This is a genomic window from Micromonospora sp. BQ32 (assembly GCF_059358895.1).
This window is the reverse complement of the sequence record NZ_JCADBI010000025.1, coordinates 1-13,627: the sequence shown is the minus strand read 5'-3', so window position 1 is coordinate 13,627 and position 13,627 is coordinate 1. Positions and strand designations below refer to the sequence as shown.

Below are 13,627 nucleotides of genomic sequence, written 5' to 3'. Positions count from 1 at the left end.
CCCGGAATGACAGACGCCATTCGGACCGGTCGGTACTAGGTATCCCGGGCCCCTGAATTTTAAGGAAGCAGAGGATGGCCGAGCTGACCATCTCGACGGAGGAGATCCGCGGCGCCCTGGAGCGCTACGTCTCTTCCTACTCGTCCGACGTCTCCCGCGAGGAGGTCGGCACCGTCGCCGACACCGGTGACGGTATCGCCCACGTCGAGGGCCTGCCCTCGACCATGACCAACGAGCTCCTGGAGTTCGAGGACGGCACGCTCGGCGTGGCGTTGAACCTCGACGTCCGGGAGATCGGCGTCGTCGTTCTCGGTGACTCCGCCAAGCTGGAGGAGGGGCAGCGCGTCAAGCGCACCGAGCGGGTTCTCTCCGTTCCGGTCGGCGACGCCTTCCTCGGCCGCGTGGTCAACGCGCTCGGTGAGCCGATCGACGCGCTCGGCGACATCGCCAACGAGGGCTTCCGCGAGCTGGAGCTGCAGGCTCCGAACGTGATGTCCCGGCAGTCCGTCGACGAGCCGCTGCAGACCGGCATCAAGGCCATCGACGCGATGACCCCGATCGGTCGGGGTCAGCGGCAGCTGATCATCGGTGACCGGAAGACCGGTAAGACCACGGTCGCTCTGGACGCCATCCTCAACCAGCGGGACAACTGGCGCACCGGCGACCCGAAGAAGCAGGTTCGCTGCATCTACGTCGCCATCGGCCAGAAGGCCTCCACGATCGCCTCCATCAAGGGGCAGCTCGAGGAGGCGGGCGCGATGGAGTACACCACCATCGTCGCCTCGCCGGCCTCCGACCCGGCTGGCTTCAAGTACCTCGCCCCGTACACCGGCTCGTCCATCGGGCAGCACTGGATGTACGGCGGCAAGCACGTCCTGATCGTCTTCGACGACCTGAGCAAGCAGGCCGAGGCGTACCGCGCCGTGTCGCTGCTGCTGCGTCGCCCGCCGGGCCGTGAGGCGTACCCGGGTGACGTCTTCTACCTGCACTCCCGCCTGCTGGAGCGCTGCGCGAAGCTCTCCGACGAGCTGGGTGGCGGCTCGATGACCGGTCTGCCGATCATCGAGACGAAGGCCAACGACATCTCGGCCTTCATCCCGACCAACGTCATCTCGATCACCGACGGCCAGATCTTCCTGGAGACCGACCTGTTCAACCAGGGCGTCCGTCCGGCGATCAACGTCGGTACCTCGGTCTCCCGGGTCGGCGGCGCCGCGCAGGTGAAGCCGATGAAGAAGGTCGCCGGTTCGCTGCGGCTCAACCTCGCCCAGTACCGCGAGCTGGAGGCGTTCGCCGCCTTCGCCTCCGACCTGGACCGGGCCTCCCGCGCCCAGCTGGACCGCGGTTCGCGCCTGGTGGAGCTGCTCAAGCAGCCGAACTACTCGCCGTTCCCGGTGCAGGAGCAGGTCGTCTCGGTCTGGGCCGGCACCGAGGGCAAGCTGGACGACATCCCGGTGGGTGAGGTCCGGCGCTTCGAGTCCGAGTTCCTCCAGTACCTGCGGCACAAGCACCAGGGTGTGCTGGCCGGCATCGCCGACAACCAGTGGAACGATGACATCATCGGCTCGCTGGACAGCGCGATCGCCGAGTTCAAGCAGGTCTTCCTCAACAAGGACGAGGAGCGTCGGGTCAACGACGCGCCGGCCGCGCCGCTTGAGGGCGACGAGAGCCGCGAGACGGTGACCCGCTTCCGCGACGGCGCGACCGACCGCCCGGCCGAGAGCTGATCCCGTGGCGGCCCAGGTACGCGTTCTTCGTCAACGGATCCGCTCGGCGAAGTCGATGAAGAAGATCACCAAGGCGATGGAGCTCGTGGCGACGAGCCGGATCGCCAAGGCTCAGGCCCGGGTGCAGGCGTCCCTGCCGTACGCCCAGGCCATCACCGGCGTGCTCACGGCGCTGGCGTCCAACGCGCGGATCGACCACCCGCTGCTCACCCCGCGCGAGCGGGTGCGGCGGGCCGGCGTCCTGTTGGTCACCAGCGACCGTGGCCTGGCCGGCGGTTACAGCTCCAACGCGATCAGGATGGCGGAGTCGCTGATCGCGCGGCTCAAGGCGGACGGCAAGGAGCCGGTGCTCTACGTCATCGGGCGTAAGGGCGTCGGGTTCTACCGGTTCCGCGAACGGCCGATCGAGGCGAACTGGACCGGGTTCAGCGAGCAGCCGTCGTTCGAGGACGCCCGTACCGTTGGTGAGACGCTGATCAAGGCGTTCACGGCCGGTGCGGACGACGTCGACGGCGGTGCCGGAGCGGACGGGGTGCTCGGCGTCGACGAGTTGCACATCGTCTACACCGAGTTCCACTCGCTCATGACGCAGAACCCGGTCACCAAGGTCATCGGTCCGATGCAGGTGGAGGACCGGCCGCGCTCCGAGGGGTTGCTGCCGGCGTACGAGTTCGAGCCGGAGGCGGAGGCGCTGCTCGACGCGCTCCTGCCGAGGTACATCAACACGCGGATCTACGCGGCGTTGATCGAGTCGGCGGCGAGTGAGTCGGCGTCGCGTCGGCGGGCGATGAAGAGCGCCACCGACAACGCCGAAGAGATGATCGAGAAGTACACGCGCGAGATGAACTCGGCTCGCCAGGCCGGGATCACCCAGGAGATCAGCGAGATCGTCGGCGGCGCCAACGCGCTGGCCGCGTCGGGAAGTGAAGTGTGATGACTGCACCAGTAGAGACCAAGACGGCCACGGGTCGCGTGGTCCGGGTCATCGGCCCGGTCGTCGACGCCGAATTCCCGCGCGACGCCATGCCGCCCCTGTTCAACGCCTTGAACGTGAAGGTGAACCTGTCCGGCGGTGAGAAGACGCTGACCCTGGAGGTTGCCCAGCACCTGGGCGACAACCTGGTCCGTGCCATCTCGATGCAGCCGACCGACGGCCTGGTCCGTGGCGCCGAGGTGCGCGACCGCGGCGAGCCGATCACGGTGCCGGTGGGCGACGCGGTCAAGGGCAAGGTGTTCAACGCGATCGGCGAGGTGCTCAACCTCAAAGAGGGCGAGACGTTCGAGGCCGACGACCGGTGGGGCATCCACCGCAAGGCTCCGGCCTTCGCGGACCTGGAGCCGAAGACCGAGATGCTGGAGACCGGCATCAAGGTCATCGACCTGCTCGCCCCGTACGTCAAGGGCGGCAAGATCGGCCTGTTCGGCGGTGCGGGCGTGGGCAAGACGGTGCTCATCCAGGAGATGATCACCCGGGTTGCCCGCAACTTCGGTGGTACCTCGGTCTTCGCCGGCGTGGGTGAGCGCACCCGTGAGGGCAACGACCTCATCGCCGAGATGACCGAGTCCGGCGTCATCGACAAGACCGCGCTGGTCTACGGCCAGATGGACGAGCCGCCGGGCACCCGGCTGCGGGTGGCGCTCTCCGCGCTGACCATGGCCGAGTACTTCCGGGACGTGAAGAAGCAGGAGGTGCTGCTCTTCATCGACAACATCTTCCGCTTCACGCAGGCCGGTTCGGAGGTGTCCACCCTGCTCGGCCGGATGCCGAGCGCCGTGGGTTACCAGCCGACCCTGGCCGACGAGATGGGCGAACTCCAGGAGCGGATCACCTCCGTCCGGGGCCAGGCCATCACGTCCATGCAGGCGATCTACGTGCCGGCGGACGACTACACCGACCCGGCGCCGGCCACCACGTTCGCCCACCTGGACGCGACCACCAACCTGGAGCGGTCGATCTCCGACAAGGGCATCTACCCGGCGGTGGACCCGCTGGCGTCCTCGTCCCGGATCCTCGCCCCGGAGTTCGTCGGCAACGAGCACTTCCAGGTGGCCACCGAGGTGAAGCGGATCCTGCAGCGCTACCGCGACCTGCAGGACATCATCGCCATCCTCGGCATCGAGGAGCTCTCCGAGGAAGACAAGATCACCGTGCAGCGCGCGCGGCGGATCGAGCGCTTCCTCTCGCAGAACACCTACGCGGCGGAGCAGTTCACCGGCGTGCCGGGTTCGACGGTCCCGATCAAGGAGACCATCGAGGCGTTCCGCAAGATCAGCGAGGGTGAGTACGACCACTTCCCCGAGCAGGCGTTCTTCATGTGCGGCGGTCTCGAGGACCTGGAGCGCAAGGCTGAGGAGCTGATGAAGAGCTGACCTAGCTCCCATCCGATCTGTAGCAAAAAGACTGCCCCGGCAATGCCGGGGCAGTCTTTTGTTCATGTTCGCGTCTTACCATCGTCGCGGTCCGTTACTCGTGGTCGTCACTTCCGCGGCTGTCGAGCTACGGTTCGTTCCGCGCTCACCTGAACGAGCGTTGATCTTTGCAACCTTTCGACGACGTGCGCCCGTCTTCCTCCTTGTGGGCGTAACGAACGGAGCTGCTCGTGGGTAAGGCCGGCAAGAGTGGCCGCAAGCCGTCCATCTGGCGAGGTGTGCCGCGGTGGGCCCGACTCTGCACGGTGTTCGGCACCGTGCTGACCGTGCTCAGCGGCGCGGTGCTGGTCGGCACCGAGGTGCTGATGGCCCGCTACGAGGGGTCCGTCGGCAAGGCTGACCTCTTCGGTGACCAGGCGGCGGGAGCCCAGGCGAAGAAGAGCGACATCAAGGGTCCGCTCAACATCCTGCTCGTCGGCATCGACCCGCGTACGCCGACGGCCGCGCCGCTGGCCGACTCGATCATGGTGCTGCACGTGCCGGCGTCGATGGACCGGGGCTACCTGTTCTCACTGCCCCGTGACCTCTACGTGGACATCCCGGCGTTCAAGAAGGCCGACTTCCCGGGCGAGACCACCAAGATCAACGCTGCCATGTCGTTCGGCAGCAAGGTGCCGGGGGCCAACCCCGACGCGGCACGGGGCTTCGAGCTGCTGGCCACCACCGTGCAGAAGGTGACCGGCATCAAGCGCTTCGACGCCGGCGCGATCATCAACTTCACCGGCTTCCAGAAGATCGTCGACGCCATGGGTGGCGTCGACATGTACATCGAGCGCGACGTGAGGTCGGAGCACAAGCAGCCGGACGGCAAGCCGCGGCCGGGCAACACCCGTGGCGAGGGCTACGTCGGCCCGCAGGCTGTCTACAAGAAGGGCAACCGGCACCTGAGTGGGTGGCAGGCGTTGGACTACGTCCGGCAGCGCTACCCGAAGAACGGCGTCCTGGATTCCGACTACGGTCGGCAGCGCCACCAGCAGCAGTTCGTCAAGGCCATGGTCGGCCAGGCGTTCAGCGCCGACGTGGTGTCCAACCCGATCAAGCTGGACAAGGTGCTCCGCGCCGCCGGCCAGTCGCTGATCTTCAGCGGTCGGGGTAACAGCGTGGTCGACTTCGGGCTCGCCCTGAAGGACATCCGCCCGAACACCATTGAGATGATCAAACTGCCCGGTGGTGGGGTCTTCGAAGGTAAGAAGTACCTGGGGGAGCAGTTCCAGGAGGGGGTCCCGGACTTCTTCACCGCCCTGCACAACGAGCAGCTCGACCCGTTCCTGCTCGAGCACCCGGAATTCGTGAACAAGGCCAAGTAGTCAAGACGCCGTTGTCGCCACCCGCGTTGGGCGCGCCACGTCGTCAGGCTAGACTTTCGGCAATCCGTAGCCGCAGCAAGGAGACAGCGTGGCACAGCAGCTTCACGTCGAGCTCGTCGCCGTCGAGGAGAAGGTCTGGTCCGGTGACGCCGAGATGGTCGTCGCCCGGACGACCGAGGGCGAGCTGGGTGTCCTGCCGGGGCACGCGCCGCTGCTCGGCCAGCTCGCCGAGCCCGGCCAGGTGCGCATCAAGCTCGCTGGCGGTGAGCAGGTCGCCTACGAGGTGGCCGGCGGCTTCCTCTCGGTGAGCGCCGACGGTGTCACCGTGCTGGCCGAGAGCGCAACCCCGGTTTCCGCGCAGAGCCGCTGAGCCACACCGGGGATGGAGATCGTCGAAGGATTCGGAATCGGCGTTGTCGTCATCCTCGGTGCGCTGCTGACCCTCTTCGTCCGGCGAGCTCTGGTCACCCGCAGCGGTGGCATCATCCGGCTCAGCGTCCGGGTCTCCACCATGCTCGACGGCCGTGGCTGGTCGCCCGGCTTCGGCCGGTTCGCCGGTGACGAACTGCGCTGGTACCGGATGTTCAGCTTCGCGATCCGGCCCAAGCGGGTGCTCTCCCGCAAGGGGCTTGCCGTGGAGCGCCGCCGGTTGCCCGAAGGTCAGGAGCGGTTCTCCATGCCGGCCGACTGGGTGATCCTCCGCTGTACCAGTAACCACGCACCGGTGGAGATCGCCATGGCGCGATCGACCGTGACCGGTTTCCTCTCTTGGCTCGAGGCCGCCCCTCCGGGGGCGGTCTCGCCGCGTATGGCCTCCCAGGACTGGCCGGCTGCCTGATCGGCTCTTCCGTGGTCGCTCTTTGGGTTTCCGGGGGAGCCCGCCCGGCTCCGGGCGGTCAGGCTTGATCCCTGCGCCGGGCGGGCTCCCCCGGAAACCCGTCGTTGCCACTGTGCGTCGGTCCGGCGCGGTTTCCATCACCTGCCGTTACCGGTGCGGCCGGGTCTCGCCCCCTTGGCGGTGCGGCCGGGGTGGTCGACTCGGTTTCCTTGATGTTGGGGTGTTCTGTCGGTCGGGACGCCCCTGTTTCATGAGCCCGAGTCGATCACGGTGGGGGCGAGTCCTGGCCTGAAGTTGATCCAGGTGTTGGTCTGTCTGGCTCGCTGAGGAGTCGGCCTTGGCTACGCGTGGTGGCGGGCAGAGTGGGAACCCAGATCTCGACGTGGTGCGGAGCGCCGACGTTCAGCGCTTGCCGCCCGGCACCCATAGCACATCTCCTGCCGGATTTGCCGTTCTTGACAGGATAAAGAGCAGATCGGAGAGCCGGTTGAGATACTTTGCCGGGAGCGTGCTGGTTCGGTCCGGATCGTGGCTGACGAGCGCCCACGCCGCCCGTTCCGCACGCCGGGCGACGGTCCGCGCCACGTGCAGCAGCGCCGCGCCCGCGGTGCCGCCGGGGAGGATGAAGGAGTCGAGCTTGCTCAGGCGTGCGTTGTACTCGTCGCACCAGCCCTCCAGGCGCTCGACGTACTCCTCGGTCACCCGCAGCGGCGGGTACTTCGGCTCCGGCTCGACCGGGGTGGACAGGTCGGCGCCGACGTCGAACAGGTCGTTCTGCACCGACCCCAGTACGCCACGCAGCTCCTCGTCGAGGTTTCCCAGCGCGAGCGCGACGCCGAGCGCCGCGTTGCACTCGTCGACATCGGCGTACGCGGCGATCCGTGGATCGGTCTTCGGCACCTGCTCGTTGTTGCTCAGCCTGGTCATGCCGGCGTCGCCGGCCTTGGTGTAGATGCGCGTGAGGTGGACGGCCATGACGCACAGCCTACGGATTCCCGACCTGACGATCCCGGCGCGGCCGGACAGCACCGCCGGCTGGCCGGTGGTGGTGGGCCCCGGCGACGCCGGCGATCCGGCGGTCAACGATGTCGACGTCATCCGGGTTCGCGGTGACGCCCGGCTGGCCGGCACCGTGCACGTGGTGGGTGCCAAGAACTCGGCGTTGAAGCTGATGGCGGCCGCGCTGCTCGCGCCGGGCCGCAGCGTGATCACCAACGTCCCCCGGATCACCGACATCGCGATCATGGGGGAGGTGCTGCGTCGGCTGGGCTGCGACGTCCAGTTCGACGCGGACGACCCGGTCGACCCGATGGTCGCTCGTGGCGGCGTGGCCCGGTCCCGGTCGGTGACCATCGACGTACCCGAGCAGCCGGGCGCGGAGGCCGACTACGACCTGGTCCGACGGTTGCGCGCGTCGATCTGCGTGCTCGGCCCACTGCTGGCCCGTCGGGGGTACGTGCGGGTGGCCCATCCCGGCGGCGACGCCATCGGGTCGCGGGGGTTGGACATGCACGTCTCCGGGCTGACCCGGATGGGCGCGGAGATCTCCGGTGAGCACGGCTTCGTCATTGCCTCCGCCCCGCACGGGCTGCGTGGCGCGGACATCGTGCTGGATTTTCCCAGCGTCGGCGCGACCGAGAACCTGGTGATGGCGGCGGTGCTGGCCCAGGGCACCACGATGATCGACAACGCGGCCCGGGAGCCGGAGATCGTCGACATCTGCACGATGCTCAACCAGATGGGTGCGCGCATCGCTGGTGCGGGCACGTCCACGTTGCGGATCACCGGTGTGCCCGGTCTGCGTCCGGTGCGCCATGCCACGGTGGGGGACCGGATCGTCGCCGGCACCTGGGCGTTCGGCGCGGCGATGACCCGGGGCGATGTGACGGTGACCGGGCTGGACCCGGCCTTCCTGGAGGTCGCCCTGGACAAGGTGGTGGCCGCCGGCGGGTTGGTGGAGACCCGGGGGGATGGCTTCCGGGTACGGATGGACGAGCGGCCCCGGGCGGTGGACGTGGTGACGCTGCCGTACCCCGGCTTCGCCACCGACCTGCTGCCGATGGCGATCGGGCTGGCGGCCGTCAGTGACGGCGCTTCCCTGATCACCGAGAACATCTTCGACGGCCGGTTCATGTTCGCCAACGAGATGATGCGGCTCGGCGCGGACATCAAGACCGACGGGCACCACGCGGTGGTCCGCGGCCGGGATCGACTCTCCGGTGCCCCGGTGCGGGCCACCGACATCCGTGCCGGAGCAGGGTTGATCATCGCGGGGCTCTGCGCGGAGGGGGTCACCGAGGTCTCCCACGTGCACCACGTCGACCGGGGCTACCCGGACTTCGTGGCCGACCTGCGTGCGCTCGGGGTGGCGGTCGAGCGGGGCACCACGCCGGAGGAGCCGGCCTTGGAGATCTGAGGCCGGACCCCGGCAACCCGGCCCGACCGCCGCTTAGCCATCGTTCAGGCTCGCCGACTAGGGTGCAGGCAGGCACTCAATCGCAGCGAGGGAGAAGTAGATGGCGGGTCGACTCGCGGTCGTCGGGGCCGGGTTGATGGGTTCCGGCATCGCCCAGGTGGCGGCGCAGGCGGGCTGGCAGGTGACGCTGCGCGACCTGGACGACGCGGCCACCACCCGGGGTCTCGGCGGCATTCGGAAGTCACTGGAGAAGTTCGCCGAGAAGGGCAAGATCGAGGCGTCCGAGGTCGAGGCGACGCTGGCTCGGATCACCCCGACCACCGACCTGGAGGCGGCGGCGGACGCGGACATCGTGGTCGAGGCGGTCTTCGAGCGGCTGGAGATCAAGCACGAGGTGTTCCGCGCCCTGGACAAGATTTGCAAGTCGGACGCGGTCCTCGCCACCAACACCTCGGCCATCCCGGTCACCCAGATCGCCGCGGTGACCGAGCGGCCCGAGGCGGTCGTCGGCACCCACTTCTTCTCCCCGGTGCCGATGATGCAGCTCTGCGAGCTGGTGCGTGGTTACAAGACCAGCGACGCCACGCTGGACACCGCGCGGGCGTTCGCCGAGGAGATCGGCAAGACCGTCGTCGTGGTCAACCGGGACATCGCCGGCTTCGTCACGACCCGGCTGATCTCCGCCCTGGTGATGGAGGCGGTCAAGCTGGTCGAGTCCGGGGTGGTGTCCGCGGAGGACCTGGACACCGCCTGCCGGCTGGGCTTCGGGCACGCGATGGGCCCGTTGGCCACCACCGACCTGACCGGCGTGGACGTGCTGTTGCACGCCTCGAAGAACATCTACACCGACACCGCCGACGAGAAGTTCTTCCCGCCGGAGCTGCTCCAGCGGATGGTCACCGCCGGCGATCTGGGCCGCAAGACCGGCAAGGGCTTCTACACGTACTGAGGTGTGGCGACCGGGGCGGGTGTCCGCCCCGGTCGGCCGGTCAGCCGTCGCGCTTGGTGGTCCAGCGGAAGGTGGTCAGGCAGAGCACCACACCGATCACGCACCACAGGGCCAGCACCACCGCCACCCGGCCCAGCTCGAACGAGCCGCCCGGCTCCTGGGCGCCGAAGCTCTCCGGCAGGAACACCGACCGCAGCCCCTGGCACATCCACTTGAGCGGGAACAGCGCCGCCACCTGCTGCATCCAGGTGGGGAGGTCGGTGAAGACGAAGAACACCCCGGAGATGAACTGGAGCACCAGGGCGACCGGGGTGACCACCGCCGAGCCGCTGCGCGCGGTGCGGGCCAGCGACGAGATCGCGATGCCGCACAGGGTGCACGCGGTCACCCCGAGCACGGCGACCCAGCCGAAGGTGAACCACTTCGCGGCGGTGCCCGGCAGGTCGAGGTCGAACAGCGCCACCGCGACGGCCAGCAGCAGCGCCGTCTCGGCGATGCCGATCGCCACCACCATGATCACTTTGCCGGCGAACCAGACCCACTTCGGCATCGGCGTGCCCCGGTAGCGCTTGAGCACGCCCCGGTCCCGCTCGATCGGGATCCAGATGCCGAGGTTCTGGAAGCTCACCGTCATCAGGCCGGTCGCGATCATGCCGGTGATGAAGTACTGGGTGAACTTGACCCCGCCGCCGATCGTGCCGTCGAAGATCGACGCGAAGATCAGGATCATGATGATGGGGAAGCCCATCGTGAAGACCACCGATTCCCGGCTGCGCAGGAACTGGGTGATCTCCAGCCGGCCCTGGCGCAGGGCGAGCGCACCGGCACCCGGCCGTCGGCTGCGGGTCGCGGCGACCGGCGTCGCCGGCTTCGTGGTGGTCGTCATCGCGCGTGTCCGATCATGGTGAGGTAGACGTCCTCCAGGGTCGGCCGGGTCACCGTGAGCCCGGGGACCTCGCCGCCGTAGCGCGTGGCGAGGTCGGCCACGAAGGCCGTCGGCGTCGCGCTCTGCGCGCTCTCCAGCGTCCCTTCCGGGGTACGCCAGGAGACCGTCGCGAGGGCCTCCTGCCGATTGCCCAGCCGGTTGGGAGCGGCGACCTCGACCAGCCGACCGCCGGCGATCACGCCGACCCGGTCGGCGAGGGCCTCGGCTTCGTCCAGGTAGTGGGTGGTGAGCACGATGGTGGTGCCGGCCGCGGCGAGGTCACGGATCAGCTCCCAGAACTCACGGCGGGCCTCCGGGTCGAAGCCGGTGGTCGGCTCGTCGAGGAAGAGCAGTTCGGGGCGGCCGATGATGCCCAGGGCCACGTCCAGGCGGCGCTTCTGCCCGCCGGAGAGGGTGTGTGTACGGGCCTTCGCCTTGGCGGCCAGCCCGACCCGCTCGATCACCTTGTCCGGGTCGTCCGCGTCGGGATAGAAGCCGGAGAAGTGCCGGATCACCTCGGCCACGGTCAGTTCGTCGAACTCGCCGGTGCCCTGGAGCACGATGCCGACCCGGGACCGCCAGTCGGCGCCCGGTTGGGCCGGGTCGACGCCGAGGACGGTGACCTCGCCGGCATCCCGGCGGCGGTAGCCCTCCAGGATCTCCACCGTGGTGGTCTTGCCGGCGCCGTTCGGGCCGAGCAACGCGAACACCTCACCGCGGTGGACGTCGAGATCCACGCCCGCCACCGCGACGTTGTCGCCGTACGCCTTGCGCAGTCCTCGGACGGAGATGGCCAGCTCGTCATCCATGCCGTCCAGTGTGCGTCCTGACCCGGGCCGGGTGATGCCCGGGGTGTAGCGGTCCGCGCCACTGCGGGCGCTTGGCACCCGGACGTCCCCGACATGGACCTGTGTGGTTTTCCACAGCTCCTTTTACTGAACGGTAACTTAGACTCCGGCCATGGATGAGACGGCACTCCCGGGGCGGCTGCCCGAGCGGGACCGCCCGTGGGTGATGCGCACCTACGCCGGCCACTCGTCGGCCGCGGCGACCAACGCCCTCTTCCGCCGCAACCTGGCGAAGGGGCAGACCGGTCTCTCGGTCGCCTTCGACCTGCCCACCCAGACCGGGTACGACCCGGACCACGAACTCGCCGCCGGCGAGGTCGGACGGGTCGGCGTGCCGGTGGCCCACCTCGGCGACATGCGGGCGCTCTTCGACGGTCTGCCGCTCGCCGACACGAACACCTCGATGACCATCAACGCCCCGGCGATGTGGCTGCTCGCCCTGTACGGCACCGTCGGGTTGGAGCAGGGCGCCGACCTAGGCCGCTGCGCCGGCACCACCCAGAACGACATCATCAAGGAGTACCTGTCCCGGGGCACCTACATCTTCCCGCCGGCGGCGTCGCTGCGGCTGACCGCCGACGTGGTGGCGTACACGCTGCGCGAGATGCCCCGGTGGAACCCGGTCAACATCTGCTCGTACCACCTCCAGGAGGCCGGCGCGACGCCCGTGCAGGAGGTCGGCTTCGCGCTGGCCACCGCGGTCGCCGTGCTCGACGCGGTGCGTGACTCCGGTCAGGTGCCGGCCGAGCGGATGGGCGACGTGGTCCAGCGGATCTCGTTCTTCGTCAACGCCGGGGCGCGCTTCGTCGAGGAGATCGCCAAGATGCGCGCGTTCGGCGTGCTCTGGGACGAGATCACCCGGAACCGGTACGGGGTCACCGACGCCCGGCAACGGCGGTTCCGCTACGGCGTGCAGGTCAACTCGCTCGGCCTCACCGAGGCGCAGCCGGAGAACAACATCCAGCGCATCGTGCTGGAGATGCTCGGCGTGACGATGTCCCGCGACGCCCGGGCCCGCGCGGTCCAACTGCCCGCCTGGAACGAGGCGCTCGGCCTGCCCCGCCCGTGGGACCAGCAGTGGTCGTTGCGGATGCAGCAGGTCCTGGCGTACGAGTCGGATCTGCTCGAATATCCCGACCTCTTCGCCGGCTCGCACGTGATGACCGCGCTGGTCGACGAGGTCGTCACCGGGGCGCGGGTCGAGCTGGACAGTGTGCTGGAGCTGGGTGGCGTGGTCGCCGCCGTGGAGACCGGTTACCTCAAGAGCGCGCTGGTCGCGTCGCTGGCCGAACGCCGCCGCCGGATGGAGTCCGGTGCCGACGTGGTGGTCGGGGTCAACCGGTACACCGAGACCGAGCCCTCCCCACTGACCGCCGCCGGTGCGGGCGCCGTCGAGCAGGTCGATCCCGCGGTCGAGGCGGCCGCCGCGGACGGCGTACGCCGGTGGCGGGCCGACCGGGACGCGGACGTCGTCGACGCGGCGCTGGCCCGGCTCCGCGCGGACGCCGCGACCACCACCAACCTGATGCCGGCCACCCTGGAGTGCGTGCGGGCCGGGGTGACCACCGGCGAGTGGGCCGGCGCGCTGCGCCAGGTCTTCGGCGAGTACCGGGCACCGACCGGCCTGGCCGGCGCCACCGGCGGCGGCGGCGAGCCGGGCCTCGCGGCGGTCCGCGAGCGGGTCACCGCCACCGCGCGGGAGCTGGGCAGCGGCCGGCTGCGGCTGCTGGTTGGCAAACCCGGCCTGGACGGGCACTCCAACGGCGCGGAGCAGATCGCGGTACGCGCCCGGGACGCCGGCTTCGAGGTCGTCTACCAGGGCATCCGGTTGACCGCGGGGCAGATCGTCGCCGCCGCCGTGGAGGAGGACGTCGACCTGGTCGGGCTCTCCGTGCTCTCCGGATCACACCTGGCCGCCGTGCCCGCGGTGCTCGACGGGCTGCGCGCCGCCGGCCGGCCGGACCTGCCGGTGGTGGTGGGCGGCATCATCCCGGCCGGTGACGCGGACACCCTCCGGGCGGCCGGAGTCGCCCGGGTCTTCACCCCGAAGGACTTCGCCCTCACCGGCATCATCGACGACCTGGTGACGGTCATCCGTCGCGCCAACGACCTGCCCTGACTGTGAGGCTGGCCGGGTTGGCCTGATGGTGATGGGCTGATGGTTGGTAGCAGCGGACGTGACTCTTG

General features: G+C 69.2%; 12 protein-coding genes. 9 read left to right on the top strand and 3 right to left on the bottom strand.

Annotated features, from left to right (window positions below; all coding sequences use genetic code 11):
- The first annotated feature begins 74 nt into the window (after positions 1–74).
- The 6 genes from atpA (at position 75) to AC5L30_RS30665 (ending at position 6,302) form a co-directional block, all read left to right on the top strand.
- Positions 75–1,727 carry a F0F1 ATP synthase subunit alpha gene (gene atpA / locus AC5L30_RS30690; RefSeq protein WP_494871577.1) on the top strand — a complete coding sequence of 551 codons (1,653 nt, stop codon included), beginning with the start codon at positions 75–77 and terminating at the stop codon, positions 1,725–1,727.
- Between the two features lie 4 nt (positions 1,728–1,731).
- Positions 1,732–2,661 (top strand): F0F1 ATP synthase subunit gamma, encoded by a 930-nt coding sequence (locus AC5L30_RS30685; protein WP_091405883.1) that lies wholly within the window; start codon positions 1,732–1,734, stop codon positions 2,659–2,661.
- A complete protein-coding gene (atpD, locus tag AC5L30_RS30680; protein WP_091405880.1) occupies positions 2,661–4,097 on the top strand; it encodes a F0F1 ATP synthase subunit beta in 1,437 nt (478 codons plus the stop codon). The genes AC5L30_RS30685 and atpD overlap by 1 nt, the downstream gene beginning before the upstream one ends.
- Positions 4,098–4,321: 224 nt before the next feature.
- Positions 4,322–5,464 carry an LCP family protein gene (locus tag AC5L30_RS30675; protein ID WP_494871637.1) on the top strand — a complete coding sequence of 381 codons (1,143 nt, stop codon included), beginning with the start codon at positions 4,322–4,324 and terminating at the stop codon, positions 5,462–5,464.
- 88 nt (positions 5,465–5,552) lie between these two features.
- Positions 5,553–5,834 carry a F0F1 ATP synthase subunit epsilon gene (locus tag AC5L30_RS30670; RefSeq protein ID WP_030333186.1) on the top strand — a complete coding sequence of 94 codons (282 nt, stop codon included), beginning with the start codon at positions 5,553–5,555 and terminating at the stop codon, positions 5,832–5,834.
- A gap of 12 nt (positions 5,835–5,846) precedes the next feature.
- Complete coding sequence (locus AC5L30_RS30665; RefSeq protein ID WP_112584026.1) at positions 5,847–6,302, top strand: DUF2550 domain-containing protein; 456 nt, start codon at positions 5,847–5,849, stop codon at positions 6,300–6,302.
- Between the two features lie 402 nt (positions 6,303–6,704).
- Here AC5L30_RS30665 and AC5L30_RS30660 read toward each other — a convergent pair whose 3' ends face one another.
- Complete coding sequence (locus tag AC5L30_RS30660) at positions 6,705–7,277, bottom strand: cob(I)yrinic acid a,c-diamide adenosyltransferase (RefSeq protein WP_494871576.1); 573 nt, start codon at positions 7,275–7,277, stop codon at positions 6,705–6,707.
- Here AC5L30_RS30660 and murA point away from each other — a divergent pair.
- Positions 7,276–8,718, top strand: a complete 1,443-nt coding sequence (gene murA / locus AC5L30_RS30655; RefSeq protein WP_494871575.1) for a UDP-N-acetylglucosamine 1-carboxyvinyltransferase — start codon at positions 7,276–7,278, stop codon at positions 8,716–8,718. The two genes, AC5L30_RS30660 and murA, sit on opposite strands and share 2 nt — an antisense overlap.
- Before the next feature lie 100 nt (positions 8,719–8,818).
- Positions 8,819–9,667: a 3-hydroxyacyl-CoA dehydrogenase family protein gene (locus AC5L30_RS30650; protein ID WP_110561611.1), complete on the top strand. Its 849-nt coding sequence runs from the start codon at positions 8,819–8,821 to the stop codon at positions 9,665–9,667.
- Positions 9,668–9,707: 40 nt separating this feature from the next.
- Here the strand turns inward: AC5L30_RS30650 and AC5L30_RS30645 are convergent, their stop codons facing one another.
- Positions 9,708–10,553: an ABC transporter permease gene (locus AC5L30_RS30645; protein WP_494871573.1), complete on the bottom strand. Its 846-nt coding sequence runs from the start codon at positions 10,551–10,553 to the stop codon at positions 9,708–9,710.
- Positions 10,550–11,401 (bottom strand): ABC transporter ATP-binding protein, encoded by an 852-nt coding sequence (locus AC5L30_RS30640; RefSeq protein WP_494871571.1) that lies wholly within the window; start codon positions 11,399–11,401, stop codon positions 10,550–10,552. Before AC5L30_RS30640 ends, AC5L30_RS30645 begins: the two co-directional genes overlap by 4 nt.
- Positions 11,402–11,552: 151 nt before the next feature.
- Between AC5L30_RS30640 and AC5L30_RS30635 the strand changes: the two genes are divergently transcribed.
- The gene (locus AC5L30_RS30635) at positions 11,553–13,559 is read left to right on the top strand and encodes a protein meaA (protein WP_494871569.1); all 2,007 of its coding nucleotides are present in this window, start codon (positions 11,553–11,555) and stop codon (positions 13,557–13,559) included.
- Positions 13,560–13,627 lie beyond the last annotated feature (68 nt).